Genomic DNA, 22459 nt, shown 5'->3' on the forward strand with positions numbered 1-22459 from the left:
ACCGTCCGAGCTCCACCACGCCCTCGGGCGCGCGCTCGCGGCGTCGCAACGGTCGAGAAAACATCATCACCGGCGCTGGCATCCTTTTCGCCCGCTTGCTCGCCGCCGCGCGCTCGTCGGCGTCGTCGATGACGGTGACGCCATCGCTCGCGTCGTCATCAACCTCGCCGTCGTCGCGCGGCGCGGGCGCGATGCGCGCCGGGGCGGATTGTTTCCGACGACGTTGCGGCATGGGATGCGCGACATTGACTGACGCATGCGCATCGCCGGCAAGAACGCCGACCCGGACCTGATCGCCCGGGTCAACGCCGACCTCGGCCTCGACCAGCCACTGCCGGTCCAGTACGTGACGATGATGAAGCAGATCTTCACCGGTGAACTCACGTCCTATGCAAGCGATCGCAACGTGGGCGAACAGATCTGGGAGCGTCTGCCCGCCGAGGACGTGATGGACCTCAAGGGTCGTCCCGGTGGCGCGTTCAAAATCGCAGTGCCGCGCCTCAATCGGATCGCGAATTTCGACGACCTCGACCCGCTCTCTGCTGAACCCAACGTGACCGTTGAGATCGTTGAGGCTGGCCGCCCCCTACCTGCAGATGCCGACCTCGTTCTCATCCCAGGGAGCAAATCGACCATCGCTGACCTTGCGCATTTCCGCGCCCAGGGCTGGGATATTGACCTGCAAGCCCATATCCGCCGCGGTGGTCGTGTGCTGGGGATTTGTGGCGGGTATCAGATGCTTGGCCGTGAAATTCGCGATGATGACGGGATTGAAGGCGTACCCTCGCGCGTTGCGGGCCTCGGTCATCTGGATGTGGTCACAGAGATGAAGCCGCACAAGCGCCTCACCCTCTCAAACGCCCGCCATATCGAAAGCGGCGAGCCTGTCTCTGGCTATGAAATCCACATCGGCGAAACCGACGGACCAGATCGCGAACGCGCATGGCTGACGCTGGATGGACGCGGCGAAGGCGCGCAGAGCCAGAATGGCCTCGTTCAAGGCTGCTATATCCACGGGCTGTTTGCCGCTGATGGCTTCCGCGCCGAATACCTGCGCAGCTTTGGCATCCGTTCCGAGGCGCACTATGACCAAAGCGTAGAGGATGCTTTGGACGCATTAGCCGAACACATGGAAACGCATTTGGATGTGGATATGGTGGCCGAACTGGCCGCGCCCGTTGTTTATTCGAATTCCTGAGACGACAGGACGCGATAAATCTCACGACGGACCAGCTTGCGCACGTTGCGCGTGATCCGTTCGCCCAATGCCCCCTGAAGTTCAGAGCGCACAATCTCTGTCACCATCTGGCGCAGTTTGTCCTCATCAATGAGGGCACCACCGTCGAGATATTCGTCGATCTGACCATCGAGGTCCGATAGATCGGGATCATCGCTCGCCACGACTTGATCGTCGTCTTGCGCGGTGGGTTCACCCTGCAAATCAGCGGTCAGAACATCAGCATCGTCGATGGTCGCGCTGCGCAGCGATGGGAACGGTTCGGGCGTGTCGATCAGATCTTCGACGTTATCGCCTTCGGGTTCCCAATCCTGATGCTCTGATTTGGTAACGGCTTGCTCCAACTCAGCAATCATCTGTTCCAGTTCTGTCATCGCAGAGCCCTCTTGCGGGGCCTCTTTGACCGGCGCGGGCGCAGGTTCAACCACGCGCAATGCAGGCGTCAGAACGAATTTTTCGGGCTGCGGATCGAAATGGTCAGGCTCTGCCACGTCTTCGGGAACGGAGTGCGGCGCGGGCTGCGCCGACCACTCGTTATCCGACACCAGACGGCGGATAGAAGATAGGACATCTTCGATCTCTACATTTGCGCGTTGGTCAGACATAACGATTTTCCTGCTCACTCAACGGTGAGTGTAACGAAAGCTACGCTCTCAGACAACCGACACGACGCGCTTGGCTGGGTAAATTATTCCAGCGCCTGCAAAACGCGGTCGAGCGCACGGCCTTGGGCCGAGGAACGGATGGGCGCGTTTGCAACCATGTTGTAATGGCCCTCAACATCATACTGGGTCACAGGCAGGTTCAAATGCTCTGCCGTCAAAAGACCCGTTGCGTAGAGAATGTTGTAGCTGGCCAGAACGACATTGGCGTTTGCCTGAACCAAGTTCGCCCGTGCATCGAGCAAAGATTGTTCGGCGTTCAGCACGTCAATCGTTGTGCGCGACCCAGCGGCGGCCTCTTCGCGGACACCATCAAAGGCAAGCTGCGCTGCCGCAACGCCCTGACGATAGGCATCCGACGCCGCCACAGCCGCACGGTAGTTCGAGAACGCATTTGTCACGCCCTGCTCAACACTCAGCGTTGTCAGATGCAGACCCGCACGCGCCTGATCGCGTTGCGCATTTGCCTTGCGGACCGCGCTCGAGATCGCGCCACCTGCGTAGATCGGACCAGAGACCGACACGCCATAAGAGGTGCTGTCGTTAAAGCTGCCACCATCGACGCGGCGTTCAGTAAAGGACGCGCTCAGATCAACGGAAGGCATGTTCGACGCTTGAGCGATGCGAACACCCAGTTCAGCCGCCGCAATCGCGTGCTGGACCGAAAGGATCGACGGGTGCGCACGCAGCGCGTATTCGGTTGCCGCGTCTTGCGTCATTCCAACATCCGCACGCGGTGCGCTTTGCAGCGAAACAGGTGGGGTGCCAACGGCGACACGGTATTGTTCTTGGGCTTGGATCAGATCACCCTGCGCGACGGCCAAAAGGCTGCGAGCCGAGGCAAGCTGTGCCTCAGCCAGCGACACGTCGGTGCGGGTGACTTCACCCACGCTGAAACGGTCCTGCGCGGCACGCAGTTCTTCGGACAGCACGCGGACGTTCGATTGACGCAGGTTTACGAATTCTTGCGCGGTGCGCACACCCAGATAAGCGGAAATCGCAGAGAGCAGAACGTTTTGCTCTGCTGCAACGAGGTCTTCGCGGGCACCTAATACAAGCTCTTTGCTCGCATCGAGTGCTAGCTTGTTCGCGCCACCTTGATACAGGGTCAGTTGCGAAATCAGGCTGTAGGTTTCGGTCCAATACTCAGCACCAGAATTGTCCGGCGAATGCGTCGCGTTCGCGCTATAGGACAATGTAGGACGCAGCGAGGCCATAGCAGAGGCGACATCTTCGTCGGCAGCACGCAGGACCGCGCGGTTTTGGTCCAATAGACCACTGGAATTATACGCCGAAACCAGCGCGCCACCCAGCGTTTCAGCAAAGGCAGCGGGAGAGGTAACAATCAGCGCGACGACGGCGGCCGCAGAGGCAAAAGTTTTTCGAAACATAACAATTCCTTTATGCTTTTGGGCCTCTTCGCGCAACCGCCGAAATCGCGGCAAATTGTCAAAGGGCGAATTCTGCTTTCTTAGCGAACCCAGTCAAAACAGGCGCGCCAGCGTTAAACGCCATACGCCAGTTAATCCGTTGGTCCATTTTGTAACCAATACGGACAACGCCCAGATCGCCTTCTGCAAAGATAGATACGATGCGACCACCGTCTTTCAACTGCGCGAGCAGAGAATCAGGCAGCACTTCGACAGCGCCTTGCAGGATGATGACATCGTAAGGGCCAGACTTTGCAGCACCCTCAGCCAGAGCGCCCGAGATGATCGCCGCGTTATCAATGCCCTGCTCAGAGAGAATCGATTGAGCCTCTTCCGCGCGGGATTCGTCGTCTTCGACGCCGATCACGAACTCGGCCATGTGCGCGAGAACAGCGGTGGAGTAGCCCAGACCTGGCGCGATATCGAGGATCACTTCGGTCGGTTTAATGTCCAAAACATCGAGCATCTTTGCCAATGTGCGCGGCTCCAAGAGCACACGACCGCCACCAATATCGAGGTTTTCGCCAATATAGGCGGCCTCACGCATGGTGGAGGGCACGAATGCCTCACGTGGAACCGATAGCATCGCGTCGATGATCGGGAATTTTGTCACGTCCGAGGGACGTACTTGGGTGTCGACCATCATGGTCCGGCGGGTGGTATAATCTGCCACGGTCTAAACTCTTTCGTTCAGTTCCAATTGGGGTCTTGCCATATCTACCCCGAACGATCAACGGCGGAAAGGTAAAGATTCCACGAAAGCACATGCTTGCACCCCCGAATGAAGTTGTATAGATCACCCACACCACTGGCGGCGAGTTGGCGGAGTGGTGACGCAGCGGATTGCAAATCCGTGTACAGGAGTTCGATTCTCCTACTCGCCTCCAATAAAATCAATCACTTAGCTGATTTTTACACCCCAAAATAGCGATACACACTTGATACACACTATACACACCACAAACTGAGTGTGTTTGCTGTGTTGAACAGAGCGTTTTGAGCCTCGGCTGAGTCGGCGGCAGTTTGAGCCCGTTTTGAACTCAATTGCTGTGTGCCACACACAAAAGCTCAAGATTTTTCTGATACTAAATCTGCAGAGTTTTCCTAAGCCCGTGTGAGCTGTATGCTGTGCTCATGTCACAGGATGCCCAAACCATCCGCATCAGCGAATACGTGCGCTTGGACAAGCGACAACGCAGCGCCAAATGGCAGGCGCGCGTCAAACTGGCTGACGGTTCGTGGCACCGCTTCTCGACAAAAACTGAAGACGTCAATCGCGCAACTGATATTGCGATGAAGTTCTTCTACACCGCTGAGGATCGCGCCAAGAACAACCTGCCCCAGAGCACTCGCAAGTTTAAGCGTGTGGCCGAGTTTGCGCGGGATCGCATGCAGGAAGAGTTAGATGCGGGCGGCGGGCACATAGTGTTCAAAGACTACATCACCGCCATCGACAAATACCTTGTGCCCTATTTTGGCGGCCATGATGTCTCCAGCATTGATGCCAAGGCACTGGTAGATTTTGGCAAGTGGCGCACGGAAAAGCTGGGACGCAAAGCGCACCACAGCACCATCAATACGCACAATACAGCTTTGAACCGTGTGTTGGATGAAGCAGAGCAACGTGGCTGGATCACCCATGCTATACGTCCAAAGCCGATCAATGACGGCATAAAGACCAAAAGTCGGGGCAGCTTTACACGTGAAGAGTACCGCATGATCTATGAAGAGCTGCGGGAGTTCCATAAACTCACAGACAAACCCATTACGGCTGGTACACGCGAAGTACTGCGAAACTATGTGCTTATCCTTGCCAACACGGGCATGCGGCACGGGACTGAAGCTCTAGATCTCAAATGGAAGAACCTGCTGTGGCTGCGTGAAGATGATCAGACCTATCTAGGGCTCTATGTAGACGGCAAGACAGGTCAGCGCCCATTGGTGGCCCGAGATCGCGCCATACGTCCATTTGAACGCCAAGTGGAAATGAACCCCAAGCTAAAAGTCATGAGTTTGAACGATGTGCTGGAAGCCAAGCTGGATGACTATGTGTTTGTCACACCACTTGGACAGCGCGTTGCACGGGCCAATCTCTCGCGCAATTTTGAAAAGCTCCTAGAAAAGCTTGGGCTGGTCTACGGGGCAGATGGCAAGAAACGCACTCTGTACAGCTGGCGGCACTTTTACGCGACATTGGATTTACAGCGCGGCGTGAGTACGCATGTGCTCAGCCGGCAAATGGGCAACAGCACAGGCGTACTAGACCGGTTTTACAGCAAGCTATCGCCCTTTATGAACCCAGGGCTACACTCAGGCCGCGATTTACGGAACGAGCAGCTTGAGCGTCGAAACACAGTGGCTCAACAAGAGCAGGAGCTATCACCTGCTGAACCTGATCCCGTTGTTGCTAAGCCCAGCAAGACTGACCTAGCCCCTGCCCTATCTGCGGCAGCAAAAGCGTTTGATCTTTTTGATGCAGGTAAGCTCAGTGAAAGCGCCCTGTTGATCGCGCTTGGTGTGTCTCGTGCGGGGTATGATCCAAGCGAGGAGCTGCGTCTACGGGCGTTGACGGCATTTGAGGCGGAACGGCTCAGTGAAGATGGTTTAACGCGTATACTTGGTGAATAGGGCGGCAAGCGGTCATTCGCTGCGATACGCACTAACTATAAAATTGGACCGGTCAAATGAGGCTGCTCAGGTTCAGTGAGAGAGGCTCAAAACTTCATTAACCTGATTTGGTTGGTAAATCATCGATAGTGAATATCACGTCCCGCTCGGCCAGCCATCTAGAGAAACTTTCAATCTTTTTATCCATTGAACATATGTCAAACAGACAAGCGGGATCGCGAGAGTATTCTTCGCGCAAATCGATTTGTGTTACTTCAGACAAGTCTGACCAACGGGTTGTCTGTTGTTCAATGCGCATGTTCTGCGGTTTGAATGCGTGATTTGATCCAAGTTTCTATATCGTCTATTGGAGCGCCTGAAACGACCATATCCTTAAGCGATAACGACAACATATCTTCAGTCGTCATGAAGCGGACTCTGTCTTTGTGACGCGAAATCCAAAGGCCACATAACTGATTATGAGCATCAGTTTCAGCAATGATTATGGTCTTTTTTGAATACGGCATAATCGGACTCACGATTCGATGTGGAAACACCATCTCCATCAAACTGGGTTTAGCATATCTTAATTCCGTTGTTTGTGGAATGCGTTTTATGGTGACATTGGGATAGTTAAGCGCCTTCAATCTGCGGGCAAAGTTATACGCATCCAGAAAGTTGGCCAGATGGCTGCACAACTGTTTGTGGTTTTCGTAGTGGTAGTACTTTAGCGTTACATCCTTGATGGGGCGGTTCATGCGTCCTACTTGGCCATTGGTCCCCGGATAATTCAGATTGCAGGTATGAGCTCGAAGCGGACATGCGGCGTCGCAACAAACCTTTCTTACCGTTTGAATGGCCATATTAACGATCTCGGCCCAAAGCTGCCTGTCGAACCCGGTGCGACGAAGGTCTTGTTCACGCGCGCCCAACCCGTTCGTTCATGCGCGCACAGGGGCTTATGACCAAGGACCTGTCGTTTGTTCGTTTTAAGTCGCGCGCTCGTCTGTGGATGAACCCATCACGATGTAGGACGTGATTGCGTTTACATGGGATTGAGTGCCCAAGACCTCCGTGTGGAATCTCTTGTATGCTGAGAGATCGGCACTCTCTACGCGGAGGAGATACTCGAACGCCCCTGCGATGTTATGGCATTCGACGACTTCTGGCGCGACTGACATAGCGCGTTCAAAACCTTCCTGCGCTGCCTTAGTATGAGAGGACAGTCCGACCATGACATAGGCGGCGAAGCCTCGCCCCATGCGCTCGGGATTGGTCACGACCCGGTAGCCGCGGATTACACCGGTTCTTTCTAGCTCCTGAACCCGTCGTAGGCAGGCCGAGGGAGACAGATTAACACGTTCAGCCAGAGCGACGTTGCTTATGCGCCCGTCACGTTGAAGTTCACGCAATATTTTAGTGTCTAAAGCATCCATCAGTGGTCAATCGTTGTGAAATTTCGTTCAATAATAGTATATTAGATCACATGTTGCGACCAATTCCCACTATTATTGCTCAAAGAGAATACAAGAGGCACACTTGATGACACTCGCTATCCTGACCGCCCTTCTGGGCTTCGCATTTGTCGCGACTGTCACCCCGGGGCCAAACAATCTCATGCTGATGGCGTCTGGTGCGAACTTCGGCTTCCGTCGGACTCTGCCGCACATGCTTGGCATCACAGGGGGCGTATCGGTTATGGCTCTTTTAATTGGTGCGGGGTTGATGGCACTGTTCGACGCGGTGCCCACGCTGAACCTAGTGCTGAAAGTTCTTTCTGTCGGCTACCTGCTCTGGCTCGCACTCAAGATCGCGACGGCCGCTCCGATCGAGGAGCGCGGCGCAGACAGTCGTCCAATGACCTTTGTTCAGGCGGCCACTTTCCAGTGGGTGAACCCCAAGGCTTGGGCCATGTGCCTTTCCGCCATCACGCTCTACGCGCCCGACCGCTCACTGTTGTCCGTCGTCATCGTAGCCGGAGCGTTTGCGCTGGTCTGCTTTCCGGCGATTTCGGTTTGGGCATGGCTCGGAACTGTAGTCCGCCAATGGCTATCGAACGCTGCTCGGCTCAGGATATTTAACCTAACCATGGCAGCCTTTCTGGTGGCTTCGCTTTATCCCGTACTAGGTCTTGAATTCTAAACATGAGCATTGCCAAGCTCGGCTCGAATTAAGTTCGAGTGAGTTGGTCATAGTGCTGGAGCCCGAAACCCTGCAACTCGATCGTTGGCGTCAGCCAAGGCGAATGACCGCAATCCGCCCTTTTGGCAGGAGATGATTTCGGCCCATTGCTGCCGTTCGTCGGATCAAACATCGCCGCGGTGCAGCTTCCACAGTGCTGTCATTCATGCCTTGTGCAGCATGGCAGCGACTGCGGAGGTCGGGTATGCGGGACAAAGTTGCCTTTCGCCGCAAGCGCGAACTTTCGCTGTTTACGAGAACGCGCCGTAAGGCCGAGCGGGAAGCAGACATTCGCTTCAAAAGCTTGAGACGAGCCTCCTAATGGAAAAGCGGACATTCTGGAGGTTGGCCGTCTTCCGTGCTGCCGAACTGGAGTATTAAGTAAGTTCTACTATTCGTCTACGCGCGTCGGTCACGGAATGAATCAGATCAGTATTATCGACGGGTTTCGGGAGCATTTCGAAACGGTTGCGAAACTTCTTGATCACAGGGACTTGGGCAGGCAGGCGCGATGATATCAAAATGGCAAATGCCAACGGGTTACGTTCTAGGGTTGCTTGGATCAATTGCACACCTGAATGCCCATGGTCTAGATTTAGATCGGAAACCAATAGTGTTATTTCTGGTGTTTGTTCGACGATTTTTTGCGCTTCCGAATAGTTTGTGGCAACCAATGTATCGAACCCGAGTGTCGCGAGGGTGACCTTTAAGGCAGCCGCCGTTTCCCGATTGTCATCAACAACGATTGCCGTACCTGCTAAAGGTATCTTGGGCTTGGCGACCGGTGGCGTGTCCAGAATCGGGACACGAATAACGATGGTTGTGCCTTGCCCCATGGCTGAGCGAATTTCGATATTTCCGCCAGATTGGGTTACGAAACCGTATACCATCGATAGGCCCAGTCCTGTGCCTTCTCCGTTCGGTCGGGCCGTATAGAAAGGTTCAAATGCATGGCGGCGGGTTTCTTCTGTCATGCCGATACCGTCGTCCTTGATCGACAGGAGAGCGTGACCGTCCTGCGACGTCAGGGTGATCCAAATATTGCCTGCATCGGGCATGGCCTGTGCGGCGTTCATACAGACATTAAGCAACGCGCTTTCAAGCTGACCGGGGTCGAGCGAAACATGCAGCGGGTCTTCACCCAGATCCAGATGAAGAGCCACCGTTTCGGGCAGGGCGATGTCCAACAAATCCTGCATTCCCTCGACCAACGAACCTAGATCGACCCGCTCTGGTTCAAGGTGTTGTTTGCGGGCGAACGCTACTAGACGTTCCGTCAGGGACACGCCCAAATCCACCGCGGTCCTGATCCGCCCGAGACGGAACGGCGCTCCAGTTGCGTTGGATGTTTCCAATAGATGAAGGTTGCCGGAGATCGTTGATAGGATATTCCCAAAGTCATGGGCAACTTCGCCTGTCACCTTTCCGAGTGCTTCAACGCGGCGAATTTCTTCTAGCCGGTCTTCGATGCGCTTACGTTCTGTGGCCTCGGATAACAGCCAGACGGTTCGACCATCGGGCAAAAGAGAAGAACGCACTTCAATAACGTCGCCCATGGGGTTGGTGTATTCATCATACCCACCGCGATCATCTGGCCCATTTTGCAGATGAAAGGCCGACAGCTCGAACAGGTCTTGCATCGATTTTGCGGGGGTGGCTTGCGGAATGTTCAAGAGTGCGCACACTTTGTCATTCACCGCTTCAATCTCGCCTTGCGGTGTAAGGATCGCAATGCCATCCTTGATGCCGCTGAAGACGCTGGAAAATAGCGTGTTCTGGCGGGTTATTTGCGCTGTCCGTCGATCCAGTTTGCGCGCATTAGATCGAAATACGCCAAAAGCATGAAACAACTGACCAATCTCGTCATCCGTCGCATTTTTGGTCGGCACGGTGACAGAATGATCGCCCGCCGCAAGTTGTCGCATCCCGTCCGCCACGAGACGCAGATTGCGCGTCACATAGCGCGATACGAACAGCGACGAGATTACTGCAACACAGGCACTGAACAGCGCCAGCAGCGCCACGCCAGTCTGTGCCAACTTTAGATCGCGCGAGGTTTGCATCCGCGCCACCCGCAGCCGTTCCTGCGCCGTTTCGACCCGCGACGTCGCATAGACGTTGATATCGCTGGAAAGCTGGCGGATGCGAAACAGCGCGTTTTCCGCATCTAGCGCGGCGGTGAGAGATTGGTATTTAAGCTGGAATAGATCGGTTGTGGGGCGCGTTAGTATCGCCTCGATTTCACGCAAACCTTGCGTCGCAATTTCGACATTCGGAAGCGATGCGCGACTGCGGTTGTAGCGTCGGTTTATCTCTCCGACTTCGATGATCTCCTGCGCACGGGTCACGCGGCGGGCGTCGCTGGCAAGACGGCCCAAGGCGGCCCAAGCGAGCCGATCATCCAGTGATGACTCGGTCGCATCGGCTTGCCGCTGAAATCGGTCTTGCAGGCGGGCCAGATCGACATCGACCTGTGAAATGTCGGCCTGCAACATGCTTTGTGGCAATGACACGCGCAGAAGGTTGGCAATGGCGAGGCGGATCCGCGCAAGGGGCAGCGTTAAGTCATCTGTGCCTGTGGACAGGTTTTCCAATTGCACGATGGTTTGGAGGATGGCGTCTGCATCCACTTGTCTTTGATAGGGCACTTGAACCGTCAAAAGAAACGGCGCGGCGGTTGCAAGGTCAGCCGCGTTCCGCGACAGCTCCAGCGCTTGGGACACCTCGGACAGCGTGTCGCGGTGGATCGTATCGAGCCAGTTTTCCGCATTGCGCAGAAGCAAAAGGCTGATCGCGGAGATGATCAGTGTCACAGCACAGAGCGTCAGGATCGCAATTGAAAGCCGTGCCTTGACGCTGGGCGTGTGGATTGCGGGCCGCATAGCTCTAACCCGCTTCCAGCTTGAAGAAATAGCCCTGTGATCTTCGAGTCTGCAAATGCACGGGCTTTGACGGTGTGTCCTCGATCTTGCGGCGCAGGCGCAGGATCAGCACATCAATCGTGCGGTCCACATAGCGTTCCATATCCGACCCCAGCTCCGACAAAAGTTCGGGTCGGGAGATCACCCGCGATGGGTTGCGGGCCAAATATTCAAGCAAACGATATTCGCCGTTCGTTAGGGGGATTTCATGGCCCGCGTGGTCAAGCAGGATGCGGCTTTGTAGATCAAGTTGTTTGTGTCCGAAGACAATCGTGTGTTCGGGCAGGGATGGCGCACGGTTCACGCCATGGCCGTACCGACGCAAGACCGACCGAATGCGCGCAACCAGTTCACGCGGGTTGAAGGGCTTCATCAGGTAATCATCGGCACCTGTTTCAAGGCCGATGATTTTGTCGATTTCGTCCCCGACACCTGTCAGCATCACGATAGGTAAGGCATACCGCGCGCCGATCTGTACCGCCAAATCCAAACCGGATTCGCCACGCAGCCGCAGATCAATGATTGCCAGATCAACGGCAGGCGGTTCGCCAAGCGCGTGGAAATCGGTGCTGCCCTCGCAGGCAATCGGGGTAAAACCGCTGCCGGATAGCAACTCGCACAGGGTCTCGCGCACCTCTTGATCGTCATCTACGATTGCGACGACGGGCGGCGATTGATCTTGGGTTTGGTTTTCGAGCGTCACCTTGTTCCTCCCCAATACAGCGTTGTGCAAGTTTTGCCTAACCTGCGTGGTGTTTAAAGGAAAAGACAGTGCGAAGGTATCGCTTGTAATATTGTTAACATTAAAACCATCCACTGTAACTGAGTGTTAACACAGGCGCCCTCGCGCCGGCCTATGCGATGCACATAGGCTGATCAAATCGCAGGGTAGCGGTTGGAGGACCCTACCGGAGTGCGAAAGAAAACTGGGGAGAGATCTAAATGACTTTTAAAGTGACCAATGCAGCTATGGCTGCAAGTCTGCTGGTGCTTGGCAGTGTAACTGCTGCCGCCGCCCAAGAGTGCGCCGAACGCGGTGCGCTTGATGCGCTCTACTGTGATGCAAACGGCGATCTTGTGGCCGATGCGCCGACAGATCCGGCTGAGTTTAACGACCCGAACACCTTGGTGTTCGCCTATACGCCCGTCGAAGACCCCGCCGTTTACGCCGACATCTGGGCGCCGTTTATTGCGCACCTCGAAGATGCGACAGGCAAAGATGTGCAGTTCTTTGCGGTGGAATCAAATTCTGCCGAGGTAGAGGCGATGCGCTCTGGCCGTCTGCATATCGCGGGCTTTTCGACAGGGCCGACACCGTTTGCTGTGAACTTGGCAGGTGCCGTGCCGTTTGCAATTATGGGGGCCGAGGACGGTCAGTTCGGTTATCGACTGCAGGTGTTCACGCAGGCTGATAGCGAAATCCAAGAGGTTTCCGATCTTGCTGGCATGCGCGTTGCACACACTTCGCCCACATCAAACTCCGGCAACCAAGCGCCGCGCGCCTTGTTCCCTGGACTTGGTGTGATCCCTGATGAAGACTACGAAGTCGTCTACTCCGGGTCGCACGATCAATCCATGTTGGGTGTTGTCGCAGGCGACTACGACGCAGCCCCCGTGGCATCCGAAGTGGTGGACCGCATGGCGGAACGCGGTCTTTATGACACCGCCGACGTGCGCAAAATCTGGGAAAGCGATCCGTTCCCGACGACGTCTTTCACATTGGCACACGATTTGGACCCAGAGCTGGCCAACACCATCAAAGAGGCGTTCTTCTCGTTTGAATTCGAAGGCACCGCATTGGGTGACGAATTCGAAGGCGTTAGCAAATTCATCCCGATCACCTATCAGGATCAATGGGCTGTGATCCGTGAAATTCAGGCCTTCAATGGCGTCGAATACACGCCACAGGGCCTCGCCGACAATTAATCCCCCCTGCACACGGCCACTCCGACCTTTGGGTCGGGGTGGCACGCGCATCTGAGAGGCAACATGCTAGAAATTAAGAATCTTGTGAAAAGATACGGGAAAGGTGCGCCTGTCCTGAAGGATCTGAACCTGTCGGTTGAAGGCGAACAGCTGATGTCGATCATCGGATCGTCCGGCGCGGGCAAAAGCACGCTTTTGCGCTGTGTGAACCGTTTGGTCGAACCTACATCGGGCAGCATCAAGTTGAACGGCACCGATTTTACGACGCTGGGCGCGAAGGAATTGCGCAAGGCGCGTCGTCGTGTGGGCATGGTGTTCCAAAGCTTCAATCTAGTAGATCGGTTGAGCGTTATGGAAAACGTGCAATCCGGCCGATTGGGCTACATTTCAACCTGGGCCGCCGTCACGCGCCGCTATCCTACCGAAGACATCGAACGCGCGTTCGAATTGATGGAACGTGTGGGCATCGCCCAATACGCCGACAAACGCGCCGACGAGCTTTCGGGCGGTGAACGCCAGCGTGTGGGCGTCGTTCGTGCTCTGATGCAGCGCCCTGAAATTCTGCTGGCGGATGAGCCTACGGCCTCGCTCGACCCGAAAACATCCGAACAGATCATGTCGCTGCTGCGCGACCTTGCACGCGAATTGAACCTGCCTGTCATCATCAACATCCACAACGTGACCGAAGCCAAAGAATATAGCGACCGGATCGTCGGGATGCGCTACGGGCGGATCATTTTTGATGACAAGCCTGCCGCACTGGACGCAGCCCAGATGGATGAAATCTATGCGGGCACCCCGTCCGAGGACCGTCAGGAAATGGGTGCCGTCGCATGACCACCCAAACCGTCTGGCGCAAACCGCCGTTCATAAAATCGCCCGCAGTGCGCTGGGTGGTTTACATCGCCGTCGCAGTCTATGTGATCGGGACCATTGCCACGTTGCCCATTGACTGGGAACGCACAGCACAAGGCCTGACACGGGCGCAGCGCATCTTTAGCGGGGCGTTTCCGCCCAGCTTTGAACGATCCGGCCTGTTGATTTCGGGCTTCATGGAAAGCCTGAAAATCGCGATCCTTGCCACCACGCTGGGGATGATCCTGTCGGTTCCACTGGCGTTCATGGCGGCGCGCAATATCTCGCCCAAGCCTGTCTATCTGATCGGGCGTGGCACGTTCATTCTCGCGCGCAGCTTTCACCCCGTGATCGTCGCAATCATCTTTGTGAAGGCCGTGGGCTTTGGCCCCTTGGCTGGAGCGCTGACGCTGACAGTTTATTCCATCGGGTTTGTCGCCAAACTGCTCGCCGAACGGATCGAAGAGATCGATTTCGGTCAGGTCGAGGCGATGCGCTCGGTCGGGGCGTCATTCTTCAGCACGATGACCTACGCGATCTTGCCGCAGATCATGCCGCGTCTTGTGGGGCTTGGTATCTATCAGCTGGATAGTAACCTGCGCGCCTCTGCCGTGGTCGGCATCGTCGGCGCGGGTGGCATCGGGGCGACCCTTGCCAATGCGTTCGGGCGCTATGACTACGACTTCGCGCTTGCGATCACGATGGTCATCGTCGGGGCAATCCTGATTTCCGAAGCCGTCAGCGGCATGATCAGAAAGCGGATGACATGACACAGACACTCACACACGAATGGGCGCGGTTTACGCCCGCCCAGCGGATGAAACGCTATGTCGCGTTGCTGGCTGTCACGCTGGTCGTGGTCTGGGCCTTGGGCAGTATCGATGTGATCTGGGAATGGGTCTGGGACGCGCCGATCCAGTTGGTCGATCTGTTTGCCCGTATGGTGCCACCGGACCCGACCAATTTGCCGTCGATCCTTGAGGCCACGTGGCAAACCATCAACATCGCCACAATCGCCACGATGATCGCGGTCATCCTGTCGCTGCCCGTCGCATATATCTCGGCGCAGAACACGACACCAAATGTCGTCTGCCTGTGGATCGGGCGGTTTATTCTGGTGTCGTCGCGGTCGGTCAACACGATTATCTGGGCGCTGCTGTTTGTGGCCATCTTCGGGCCGGGCATCATCGCTGGGATCATTGCGATCATGTTCCGATCAATCGGGTTCCTCGGCAAACTTCTGGGCGAAGCGATTGAGGAAATCGATCCCGCTCCGGTCGAGGCGCTGGAAGCCTGCGGCGCGTCGCGGTTCAAGGTTGTGATGTACGGGATCGTGCCACAGGTGATGCCCGCGTTCTTTGCGATCAGCATCCTTCGTTGGGATATCAACCTGCGTGAATCCACAGTTCTTGGTCTTGTCGGGGCAGGGGGCATCGGGATCATTCTGCAAGGCGCAATTGATACCTTCCAATGGCAAGAAGTTTCGATGGTCCTGCTGACGATCCTTGCCCTTGTCATCGCAGGCGAGGTCATCTCATCCGCGCTGCGCAAGAAGCTTCTGTAATAGCTGTCAGGGCCGCTGGATCATCCAGCGGCCCTGATGTTTTTCCCCGCCCAAAGGACAGACCCCGTGACCAAGCCAGACGCTTTGTTGACCACTCAACGGATTTTCGACCGCTATGAAGAGATCCGCCCACGGCTCCCACAAGTCACGACACAGCCGGGCACGCTCGACATCACCTCGCTGCTGGATATCACAGATCAAGTCGACGCCTTCGTCTTCGATGCCTTCGGTGTGCTAAATGTCGGCGAAACGCTGATCCCCGGCGCGGATATGCGCCTTGATCAACTTCGCGCGCGAGGCTGCGCCATTCGTATCCTGACCAACGCCGCCAGCTATGACCGCAGCGGTGCAATCGCCAAATTCAAACGTCTGGGCCTGCGGGTCGAGGATTATGAGATCATCACAAGCCGGCAAGCCGCCCTAGATGCGATGGGTGTAGGACACTGGGGCGTGATCGCCGCCGATGCAGACCCGCTCGGCGATTTGCCACACAGCGTGACGCGATTGACGGACACTCCCGCGGACTATGATCGGGTGGACCAGTTTCTATTCCTTTCGGCGGCGGATTGGACTGCGTCACAACAGGAGTTGCTGGAAGCCGCCATGCAGCGTAACGCACGGCCACTGTTGATCGCCAACGCTGATCTGGCCGCGCCCCGTGACGACGGGTTTTCCGTCGAGCCGGGGTATTTTGGCCACGAGATCGCAGACGCGTTCCCTGAGCATGTGCGCTTTTTCGGCAAACCCTTTCCCGAAGTTTATGATCTAGTTGAGGCCTCACTCCCACATACTGCAAAGAACCGGATTGCGATGTGTGGAGATACGCTTCACACGGATATACTGGGGGCCGCAGCACGGGGATGGCGCACGGTTCTGGTCACGCAAGACGGGCTATTTGCTGGCCACGACGCACGGCCTTTCGTTAGGCGTGCGGGCCTATTCGCCGATTGGTTCCTTTGTCGCATCTAGGTCTCGGTGCATTACGCTATACCACAAGACTTCAAATATTCGTTGCCAGATCACGTCACGCAAAGTTTTCGTTCTCGAAAACTGCTCCCTTCTATGCCTTCAAAACTAGATCTGAACACCAGCGGCGCGGTAACTGTTGATTAGAGTTTCATCGGTGCTACGTTTCTTAACGGATGGCGGCTTTGAGATTGTGCGTTACTCGATAAGCAAGAATCCGAATGGCAGTAATGCGCCGTTCCGAAAGCATTAGGTTTTCTGCATGGGCAGCATTCTGCAGTTGCAGTCTAGGGAGGTGTGGGCTCGCAGCGGCTCTCGTCGCGGATCGCACGAAAGTCCGCAATGGGCCGAAATTATCACCTGCCAAAAGGGCGGGAAGCCGACATTTGCTGCTTCGCAGGGTGTTTTCGAGTGAATCGTCAAAGCAGACATTGATATCAGGTAGATAATATCACCGTTTTTTGGAAGCGTTCGTCGGGCAAGTCATCCTTCACGGTGAATTCGGTATGAAATGGGTTTCGAATGTTGAGCTGACCTGTGAAGCAGATCGGGATAACAGTCATACCTATGCGAGCATTCACGAGTTGCTTTTTTGTCCAATCGTTCAGGCAGATCGCAAGATGCGGCAGATTTCTTCGTGCTCAAGAGGAACAGGATTGGCTTTGGTGGATGATGCATGCGCACTCAGCTTTGCGATACTATCGAATTCGGCCTCGGCAATGCCCAAATCGCACAGGCATGGCAATCCATTGGACTCGACAAAGCAATGCAGGGCAGATGCTCCGCTACCGTCGGGGGCGCCGAGGCCATCGGCCAACCACCCGTCCACTTTTTCAAACCGCGCAATGTCCGCGGATAGGCGCGTCGCGGCTTCGGCATTCACGATCAGTCCGGAGGCCAGAAGGCGTCCGCAGATTGCCCCATGGGCCGCGCCCCGCCCGCCGATGACAGAAGCGAGACCATGAATAATCCCCAATCCGGAATTCGCCAAGGCTATTCCGCTGAGAAAGCTCGCAAGGGCCAACGCGTCTCGGGCTTTGGCGTCTTCACACCTCATTAGCCTGTGTAATGCGGCCACGGCTGGACGGATGTTAGCCGCGCACAGAGCGTCCGTTACCGGATTGGCCCGGTTGCACAGATAGCTTTCGATAAGCTGGGTGACCGCGTCAAGGCCGCTGGCCAGTGTCAGCCCCTTGGGTGAACCATCGGTCAGGGCGGGGTCCACAAGAGCAAGCTCAGGCACCAGACGTGGGTCGCGCAGGCTGATCTTGGCTTGGCGTTCGGGAACGCCTATGACCGCGTTGCGTGTCGCTTCAGCTCCGGTTCCCGCGGTTGTCGGAATTGCGACGAATGGCAGAGGATCGTTCAGTTCCCGGGAGGGCGTGTCGCCCATTTCCAGATACTCCACGACATCTCCCTCGCTGAGGCACAATCCTGCAACTGCTTTGCCCAAATCAATTGCGGCTCCACCCCCGACGGCCACAACGCAATCCGCTCTTTGAACCTTGGCCACGCTGACGGCTTGCCGGACAGCGTCCAAATCCGGCTCGCCGGATGAAATCACGGTTTCCAGACAACAGCCGGACCGGGTCAGCGCGTCTAAGAGTGTGTCCACCCAAGCCACGGATTGCCCCCGGACCAGCAATACACGCGTGCCTAACGCAGCAATCTCTGCCGCGGCGCTAGCACGGCTGTCTCGGCCAAAAATCGTGCGCTTCGGAGCGGTCAGTGCAAAGCCTGTCATGCGGCGGCAATGGTTTCGAACGCGTCACCTGCATAGCGTGCGGCCATCTCAGACAATGCAATGGGCTTGATTCGAGGCGCATGGCCAGCGCTGCCAAATTGCTCGAACCGGTCGCGACAGACGGCGGACATGGCCTCGATCCCGGGGGCGAGGTATTTGCGTGGATCGAATTCACCGGGATGTTTGGCAAAGACCGTGCGGATCGCACCGGTCAGCGCTAGCCGCAGGTCGGTATCTACATTGACCTTGCGCACGCCATAGCGGATGCCGTGCTGGATTTCCTCGACCGGCACGCCCCATGTCGGCGCGATCTCGCCGCCGTGTGCGTTGATGATATCCTGCAAATCCTGTGGCACCGAAGACGAGCCATGCATCACCAGATGCGTGTCCGGCAAGCGGGTATTGATTTCGCGCAGGCGATCTATTGCAAGGATCTCGCCATCCGGTTTGCGGGTGAACTTATAGGCTCCATGAGAGGTCCCGATTGCCACGGCCAGCGCATCGACGCCGGTCAGCCGCACGAACTCGGCCGCTTCTTCCGGGTCGGTCAGCAATTGCTCGCGTGACAACGCCCCTTCAAACCCGTGCCCGTCCTCGGCTTCGCCCCGCAAGGTTTCCAGCGATCCCAGATGCCCGATCTCACCCTCGACCGACACGCCCACCAGATGCGCCATCTCTACCACCTTGGCGGTCACGGCGACGTTTTCGTCGAACGTGGTGGGTGTCTTGCCATCGGCTTTGAGAGAGCCGTCCATCATGACCGAGGAAAACCCATTGGTGATGGCAGAAAGGCAGGTCGCGGGCGCGTTGCCGTGGTCCTGATGCATGCAGACCGGGATATGCGGGTAAAGCTCAATCGCAGCGCGGATCAGGTGTGACAGCACGATGTCATTGGCAAAGGCGCGCGCGCCACGGCTGGCCTGCATGATGACCGGGCTTTGGGTGGCATCCGCCGCAGCCATGATGGCGAGCATCTGCTCCATGTTGTTCACGTTGAATGCGGGCAGCGCATAGTCATGCTCAGCCGCGTGATCGAGCAGCTGACGCAGAGAAACGAGAGCCATATCCTATCCTTTCATCAGGAAGCAGCGGGGGTGTGGTCCGCAATATGATAGTCGGTCAACCGCTTCACCTCGTCGGCTGACCCAAGAATGACGGGCACACGCTGGTGGTGGCCGGACGGCTGGATATCGAGAATGCGAGTCTGGCCATTCGTGGCTGCGCCGCCCGCCTGTTCCACCAGAAGCGACATGGGGCTTGCCTCGTATAGCAGGCGCAGCTTGCCCCCGGCGGAGCGATTGCCGTCGTCAGCGGGATAGAGGAAAATGCCGCCGCGCATCAGGATGCGGTGTACTTCCGCCACCATGGAGGCGGTCCAGCGCATGTTGAAATCGCGCCCGCGCAGACCTGTGCTGCCAGCCAGGCATTCGTCCACGTATTGCCGCACCGGCGGCTCCCACAAACGATAGCGCGAGGCGTTGATGGCAAATTCGGATGTCTCTGCCGGAATTGTCATTCTCGGATGGGTCAGCCGGAAATCCCCAGTGCCGTATTCACAGGAAAACCCATGGACGCCGCTGCCCACGGTCAGGACCAGCATCATAGTCGGGCCGTAGATCGCATATCCGGAACAAATCTGCGCGCGCCCCGCCTTGAGCACGTCGCGATCACCGTCCGTCCCGACGGTGCAGATCGAAAAAATTGAGCCGACCGACAGGTTGACGTCGATATTCGACGAGCCATCAAGAGGATCGTAAAACAACAGGTAATCGTCAGCTTCAGGGTCCTTGATCCAGACCGCATCTTCGCGCTCTTCGCTGACCAGCGCGGCGAGGCGAGGCGAATTTTCGCAAATTCGGGCAAAGACCTCGTCGGCGATCACGTCGAGTTTTTTTTGGTCTTCGCCCTGAACGTTGGTGTCCCCGGCGAGGCCGTGATTGTCCTCGAAAGCCGCGTTGCGCAGGCGATTGCCGATCACCCGGCAGGCCGAGGCGATGTCCTCGATCAGGAAAATGAGGTTGGGATCAAGCCAGCCCGGCTCAGCGAAGCGGGTCAGGAAGCGGCGCAAGGTGATTGGTTCAGTCATGGTCAGAAACTCATCGTCGCGGTCACGGCCCGTTGCCATGCCGCATATTTCCGGTCGCGGTCCTCATCCGCCATCGACGGCTCGAAACTCCGTTCCAGCGCCCATGTCGCGGCAAAGCCGTCCATGTCGGGGTATAGCCCCGCGCGGCTGCCCGCCAGCCAGGCCGCCCCAAGCGCGGTGGTTTCCAGCACTTTGGGCCGGTCCACGCGGGCGTCGATGATATCCGAGAGGAACTGCATCGTGTAATCCGAGGCGCTCATGCCGCCGTCTACGCGCAGGACTGCGTCCCCTGCCCCGCCCATATCGGCCTGCATCGCGGCAAGCAGGTCACGGGTCTGGTAGCCGACGCTCTCCAGCGCGGCACGCGCCAGTTCCTCGGGACCGGAGCCGCGGGTCAACCCGAACACTGCGCCGCGACATTCGGCATTCCAATAGGGCGCGCCCAGGCCGGTAAAGGCAGGCACCAGGACCACGTTCTGCGCAGGATCGGCGGCTTCGGCCAGCGGTTGCGTCTCTTTCGCGTCGCGGATGATCTTGAGCCCATCGCGCAGCCATTGCACCACGGCGCCCGCGATAAAGATCGAGCCCTCCAGTGCATAGGTCGGCTTGCCGTCCAACTGGTACGCAATTGTGGTGAGCAGCCGGTTTTGCGAGCGCACAGGCGTATCGCCGGTGTTGATCAGCGCAAAACAGCCCGTGCCATAGGTGGATTTCAGCATGCCCGGTTCAAAACAGGCCTGCCCCACGGTGGCGGCCTGCTGATCGCCCGCGATGCCCAGGATCGGGATCGGGCGGCCAAAGAGATCGGCGCGTGTCTCGCCGAAATCGGCAGCGCAGTCGCGGACCTCGGGCAGCATGGACATGGGGATGTTCAGCCGGTCGCAGATGGTCTGGGACCAGCGCCCCTTGCGAATGTCATAGAGCATGGTGCGCGCGGCGTTGGTGGCATCGGTCAGGTGCTGTGTGCCGCCGGTCAGGTTCCACACCAGCCATGTGTCCACCGTGCCAAAGACAAGTTCCCCGGCCTCGGCACGGGCGCGGGCACCGTCCACGTTGTCCAGTATCCACGCCAGTTTCGTGCCGCTGAAATACGGATCCAGCAACAGCCCCGTGCGATCAGTCACCTCCTCTTCGAACCCATCTGCCTTGAGCGCCTGACACATGGAAGAGGTGCGCCGGTCTTGCCAGACAATGGCGTTATGGATGGGTTTGCCGGTCTTGCGGTCCCAGACCAGCGTGGTTTCGCGCTGGTTGGTGATGCCGATGGCGGCAATCTCTGCGCCGCCGGATTTCTCGATCGCCGCGCGGCAGGTGGCCGCCGTGGTCGCCCAGAGATCCGCCGGATCATGCTCCACCCAGCCGCTGTCGGGGAAATGCTGGGGGAATTCTTCTTGCGCCGAGGCGACGGCTTTCATCGCGCTGTCAAACACAATCGCACGTGTCGATGTGGTCCCTTGATCAATGGCCAGAATATGGGTCATGACCGCCTCTCCTCAAAGCGATGTATCGATGTACCGAACCGGTGCGGAGTTTGTTCGGGGTTTGAATTGGTCGAGGCCCCGTAAGGCCCCGACCGGGGAGGAAGGCTTACTGCCAGGACGCGATCAGCTCATCGTAACTGACGGTCTGGGGCTCCTCATCTTCGTTCTCAAGCTTGGCGTAGGGCGCGCCGGGCTGGGCGAACCAGTATTCCGCATCACGCTCTTCGTTCAGCTTGGGACCGATGTCACCCTGGATACCGGCACGCTCCAGACGATCAAGAACGCGTTCCTGGTCGGCGCAGAGGCTGTCCAGTGCTTCCTGTGCAGTCTTAGCACCGGACATCGCGTCGCCGATGTTCTGCCACCACAGCTGGGCCAGCTTCGGGTAGTCCGGAACGTTGGTGCCGGTGGGCGACCACGCGACACGTGCGGGCGAACGGTAGAATTCAACCAGACCACCGAGTTTGTCGGCACGCTCGGTGAAGCTTTCATGCTGCACGGTGGATTCACGGATGAAAGTCAGGCCCACATGGGATTTCTTCACGTCCACGGTCTTGGAGGTGACGAACTGAGCATAGAGCCAAGCGGCCTGCGCACGATCCACCGGGGTGGATTGCATCAGCGTCCAGGAGCCTGCGTCCTGATAGCCGACCTTCTGGCCTTCTTTCCAGTAAACGCCATGCGGGCTGGGGGCCATGCGCCATTTCGGCGTACCGTCCTCGTGAGCAGCCTCATTTGACCGGTCCAAGTTTATAGTTAGTGCATATATGGCCTCTGATCCATTTGTATGATGGCTTCA

18 protein-coding genes, 1 tRNA gene and 4 pseudogenes are annotated in these 22459 nt (G+C 57.2%); 10 read left to right on the plus strand and 13 right to left on the minus strand.

The window, feature by feature from the left end:
- On the minus strand, positions 1-232 hold a 232-nt coding region (locus tag AC1QQ2_RS12690), incomplete at its 3' end, for a hypothetical protein (RefSeq protein ID WP_479713405.1).
- 24 nt (positions 233-256) lie between these two features.
- On the opposite strand from AC1QQ2_RS12690, the pseudogene AC1QQ2_RS12695 reads away from it, so the two are divergent.
- Positions 257-373, plus strand: a pseudogene (locus tag AC1QQ2_RS12695) (ABC transporter permease); the annotation flags it as partial.
- A gap of 54 nt (positions 374-427) precedes the next feature.
- Positions 428-1198: pseudogene (locus AC1QQ2_RS12700) on the plus strand (cobyric acid synthase); the annotation flags it as partial.
- Here the strand turns inward: AC1QQ2_RS12700 and AC1QQ2_RS12705 are convergent.
- The 3 genes from AC1QQ2_RS12705 to AC1QQ2_RS12715 all read right to left on the minus strand — a co-directional run bounded on the left by AC1QQ2_RS12705 (position 1183) and on the right by AC1QQ2_RS12715 (position 4002).
- A complete protein-coding gene (locus tag AC1QQ2_RS12705; protein ID WP_479713406.1) occupies positions 1183-1842 on the minus strand; it encodes a hypothetical protein in 660 nt (219 codons plus the stop codon). The pseudogene AC1QQ2_RS12700 and the gene AC1QQ2_RS12705 overlap by 16 nt on opposite strands.
- 83 nt (positions 1843-1925) lie before the next feature.
- On the minus strand, positions 1926-3290 hold the full coding sequence (locus AC1QQ2_RS12710) for a TolC family outer membrane protein (RefSeq protein WP_479713407.1): 1365 nt from the start codon (positions 3288-3290) through the stop codon (positions 1926-1928).
- Positions 3291-3348: 58 nt separating this feature from the next.
- Positions 3349-4002, minus strand: a complete 654-nt coding sequence (locus AC1QQ2_RS12715) for a protein-L-isoaspartate O-methyltransferase family protein (RefSeq protein WP_105235645.1) — start codon at positions 4000-4002, stop codon at positions 3349-3351.
- 140 nt (positions 4003-4142) lie between these two features.
- Here AC1QQ2_RS12715 and AC1QQ2_RS12720 point away from each other — a divergent pair.
- Positions 4143-4216 (plus strand) — tRNA-Cys (locus tag AC1QQ2_RS12720).
- A gap of 247 nt (positions 4217-4463) precedes the next feature.
- The gene (locus AC1QQ2_RS12725; RefSeq protein WP_479713408.1) at positions 4464-5957 is read left to right on the plus strand and encodes a tyrosine-type recombinase/integrase; all 1494 of its coding nucleotides are present in this window, start codon (positions 4464-4466) and stop codon (positions 5955-5957) included.
- Positions 5958-6571: 614 nt separating this feature from the next.
- On the opposite strand, the pseudogene AC1QQ2_RS12730 reads toward AC1QQ2_RS12725, so the two are convergent.
- Positions 6572-6727 (minus strand): annotated as a pseudogene (locus tag AC1QQ2_RS12730) (IS481 family transposase); the annotation flags it as partial.
- Positions 6728-6925: 198 nt separating this feature from the next.
- Positions 6926-7372, minus strand: a complete 447-nt coding sequence (locus tag AC1QQ2_RS12735) for an Lrp/AsnC family transcriptional regulator (protein WP_479713409.1) — start codon at positions 7370-7372, stop codon at positions 6926-6928.
- Between the two features lie 106 nt (positions 7373-7478).
- Here AC1QQ2_RS12735 and AC1QQ2_RS12740 point away from each other — a divergent pair, with 106 nt between their 5' ends.
- A complete protein-coding gene (locus tag AC1QQ2_RS12740) occupies positions 7479-8078 on the plus strand; it encodes a LysE family translocator (RefSeq protein ID WP_479713410.1) in 600 nt (199 codons plus the stop codon).
- A gap of 416 nt (positions 8079-8494) precedes the next feature.
- On the opposite strand, the gene AC1QQ2_RS12745 is transcribed toward AC1QQ2_RS12740, so the two are convergent.
- A complete protein-coding gene (locus AC1QQ2_RS12745; protein ID WP_479713411.1) occupies positions 8495-10999 on the minus strand; it encodes a sensor histidine kinase in 2505 nt (834 codons plus the stop codon).
- Between the two features lie 4 nt (positions 11000-11003).
- A complete protein-coding gene (locus AC1QQ2_RS12750; RefSeq protein WP_479713412.1) occupies positions 11004-11741 on the minus strand; it encodes a winged helix-turn-helix domain-containing protein in 738 nt (245 codons plus the stop codon).
- A gap of 239 nt (positions 11742-11980) precedes the next feature.
- Here AC1QQ2_RS12750 and phnD point away from each other — a divergent pair, with 239 nt between their 5' ends.
- The 5 genes from phnD to AC1QQ2_RS12775 all read left to right on the plus strand — a co-directional run bounded on the left by phnD (position 11981) and on the right by AC1QQ2_RS12775 (position 16352).
- A complete protein-coding gene (phnD, locus tag AC1QQ2_RS12755; protein WP_479713413.1) occupies positions 11981-12964 on the plus strand; it encodes a phosphate/phosphite/phosphonate ABC transporter substrate-binding protein in 984 nt (327 codons plus the stop codon).
- A 63-nt stretch (positions 12965-13027) separates the two neighbouring features.
- Positions 13028-13801, plus strand: coding sequence for a phosphonate ABC transporter ATP-binding protein (gene phnC, locus AC1QQ2_RS12760; protein ID WP_479713414.1), 774 nt, complete (start codon positions 13028-13030; stop codon positions 13799-13801).
- The gene (gene phnE / locus AC1QQ2_RS12765) at positions 13798-14589 is read left to right on the plus strand and encodes a phosphonate ABC transporter, permease protein PhnE (RefSeq protein WP_479713415.1); all 792 of its coding nucleotides are present in this window, start codon (positions 13798-13800) and stop codon (positions 14587-14589) included. The genes phnC and phnE (AC1QQ2_RS12765) overlap by 4 nt, the downstream gene beginning before the upstream one ends.
- Positions 14586-15383: a phosphonate ABC transporter, permease protein PhnE gene (phnE, locus tag AC1QQ2_RS12770; RefSeq protein WP_479713416.1), complete on the plus strand. Its 798-nt coding sequence runs from the start codon at positions 14586-14588 to the stop codon at positions 15381-15383. The genes phnE (AC1QQ2_RS12765) and phnE (AC1QQ2_RS12770) overlap by 4 nt, the downstream gene beginning before the upstream one ends.
- 84 nt (positions 15384-15467) lie before the next feature.
- Entirely contained in the window at positions 15468-16352 is an 885-nt protein-coding gene (locus tag AC1QQ2_RS12775) for an HAD-IIA family hydrolase (protein ID WP_479713421.1), read from the plus strand.
- A 601-nt stretch (positions 16353-16953) separates the two neighbouring features.
- Here AC1QQ2_RS12775 and AC1QQ2_RS12780 read toward each other — a convergent pair.
- From AC1QQ2_RS12780 to AC1QQ2_RS12800, 5 genes and pseudogenes are all read right to left on the minus strand, one after another.
- Positions 16954-18093 carry an iron-containing alcohol dehydrogenase gene (locus tag AC1QQ2_RS12780; protein ID WP_479713417.1) on the minus strand — a complete coding sequence of 380 codons (1140 nt, stop codon included), beginning with the start codon at positions 18091-18093 and terminating at the stop codon, positions 16954-16956.
- Positions 18090-19157, minus strand: a complete 1068-nt coding sequence (fba, locus tag AC1QQ2_RS12785) for a class II fructose-bisphosphate aldolase (RefSeq protein WP_479713418.1) — start codon at positions 19155-19157, stop codon at positions 18090-18092. The genes AC1QQ2_RS12780 and fba overlap by 4 nt, the downstream gene beginning before the upstream one ends.
- A 14-nt stretch (positions 19158-19171) precedes the next feature.
- A complete protein-coding gene (locus AC1QQ2_RS12790) occupies positions 19172-20179 on the minus strand; it encodes a class 1 fructose-bisphosphatase (RefSeq protein ID WP_479713419.1) in 1008 nt (335 codons plus the stop codon).
- A 2-nt stretch (positions 20180-20181) separates the two neighbouring features.
- Positions 20182-21660 (minus strand): glycerol kinase GlpK, encoded by a 1479-nt coding sequence (glpK, locus tag AC1QQ2_RS12795; protein WP_479713420.1) that lies wholly within the window; start codon positions 21658-21660, stop codon positions 20182-20184.
- 106 nt (positions 21661-21766) lie between these two features.
- Positions 21767-22384: pseudogene (locus AC1QQ2_RS12800) on the minus strand (carbohydrate ABC transporter substrate-binding protein); the annotation flags it as partial.
- Positions 22385-22459 lie beyond the last annotated feature (75 nt).

The sequence above is a fragment of the Aestuarium sp. genome (assembly GCF_023253315.1).
Lineage (GTDB): Bacteria > Pseudomonadota > Alphaproteobacteria > Rhodobacterales > Rhodobacteraceae > Marivivens > Marivivens donghaensis.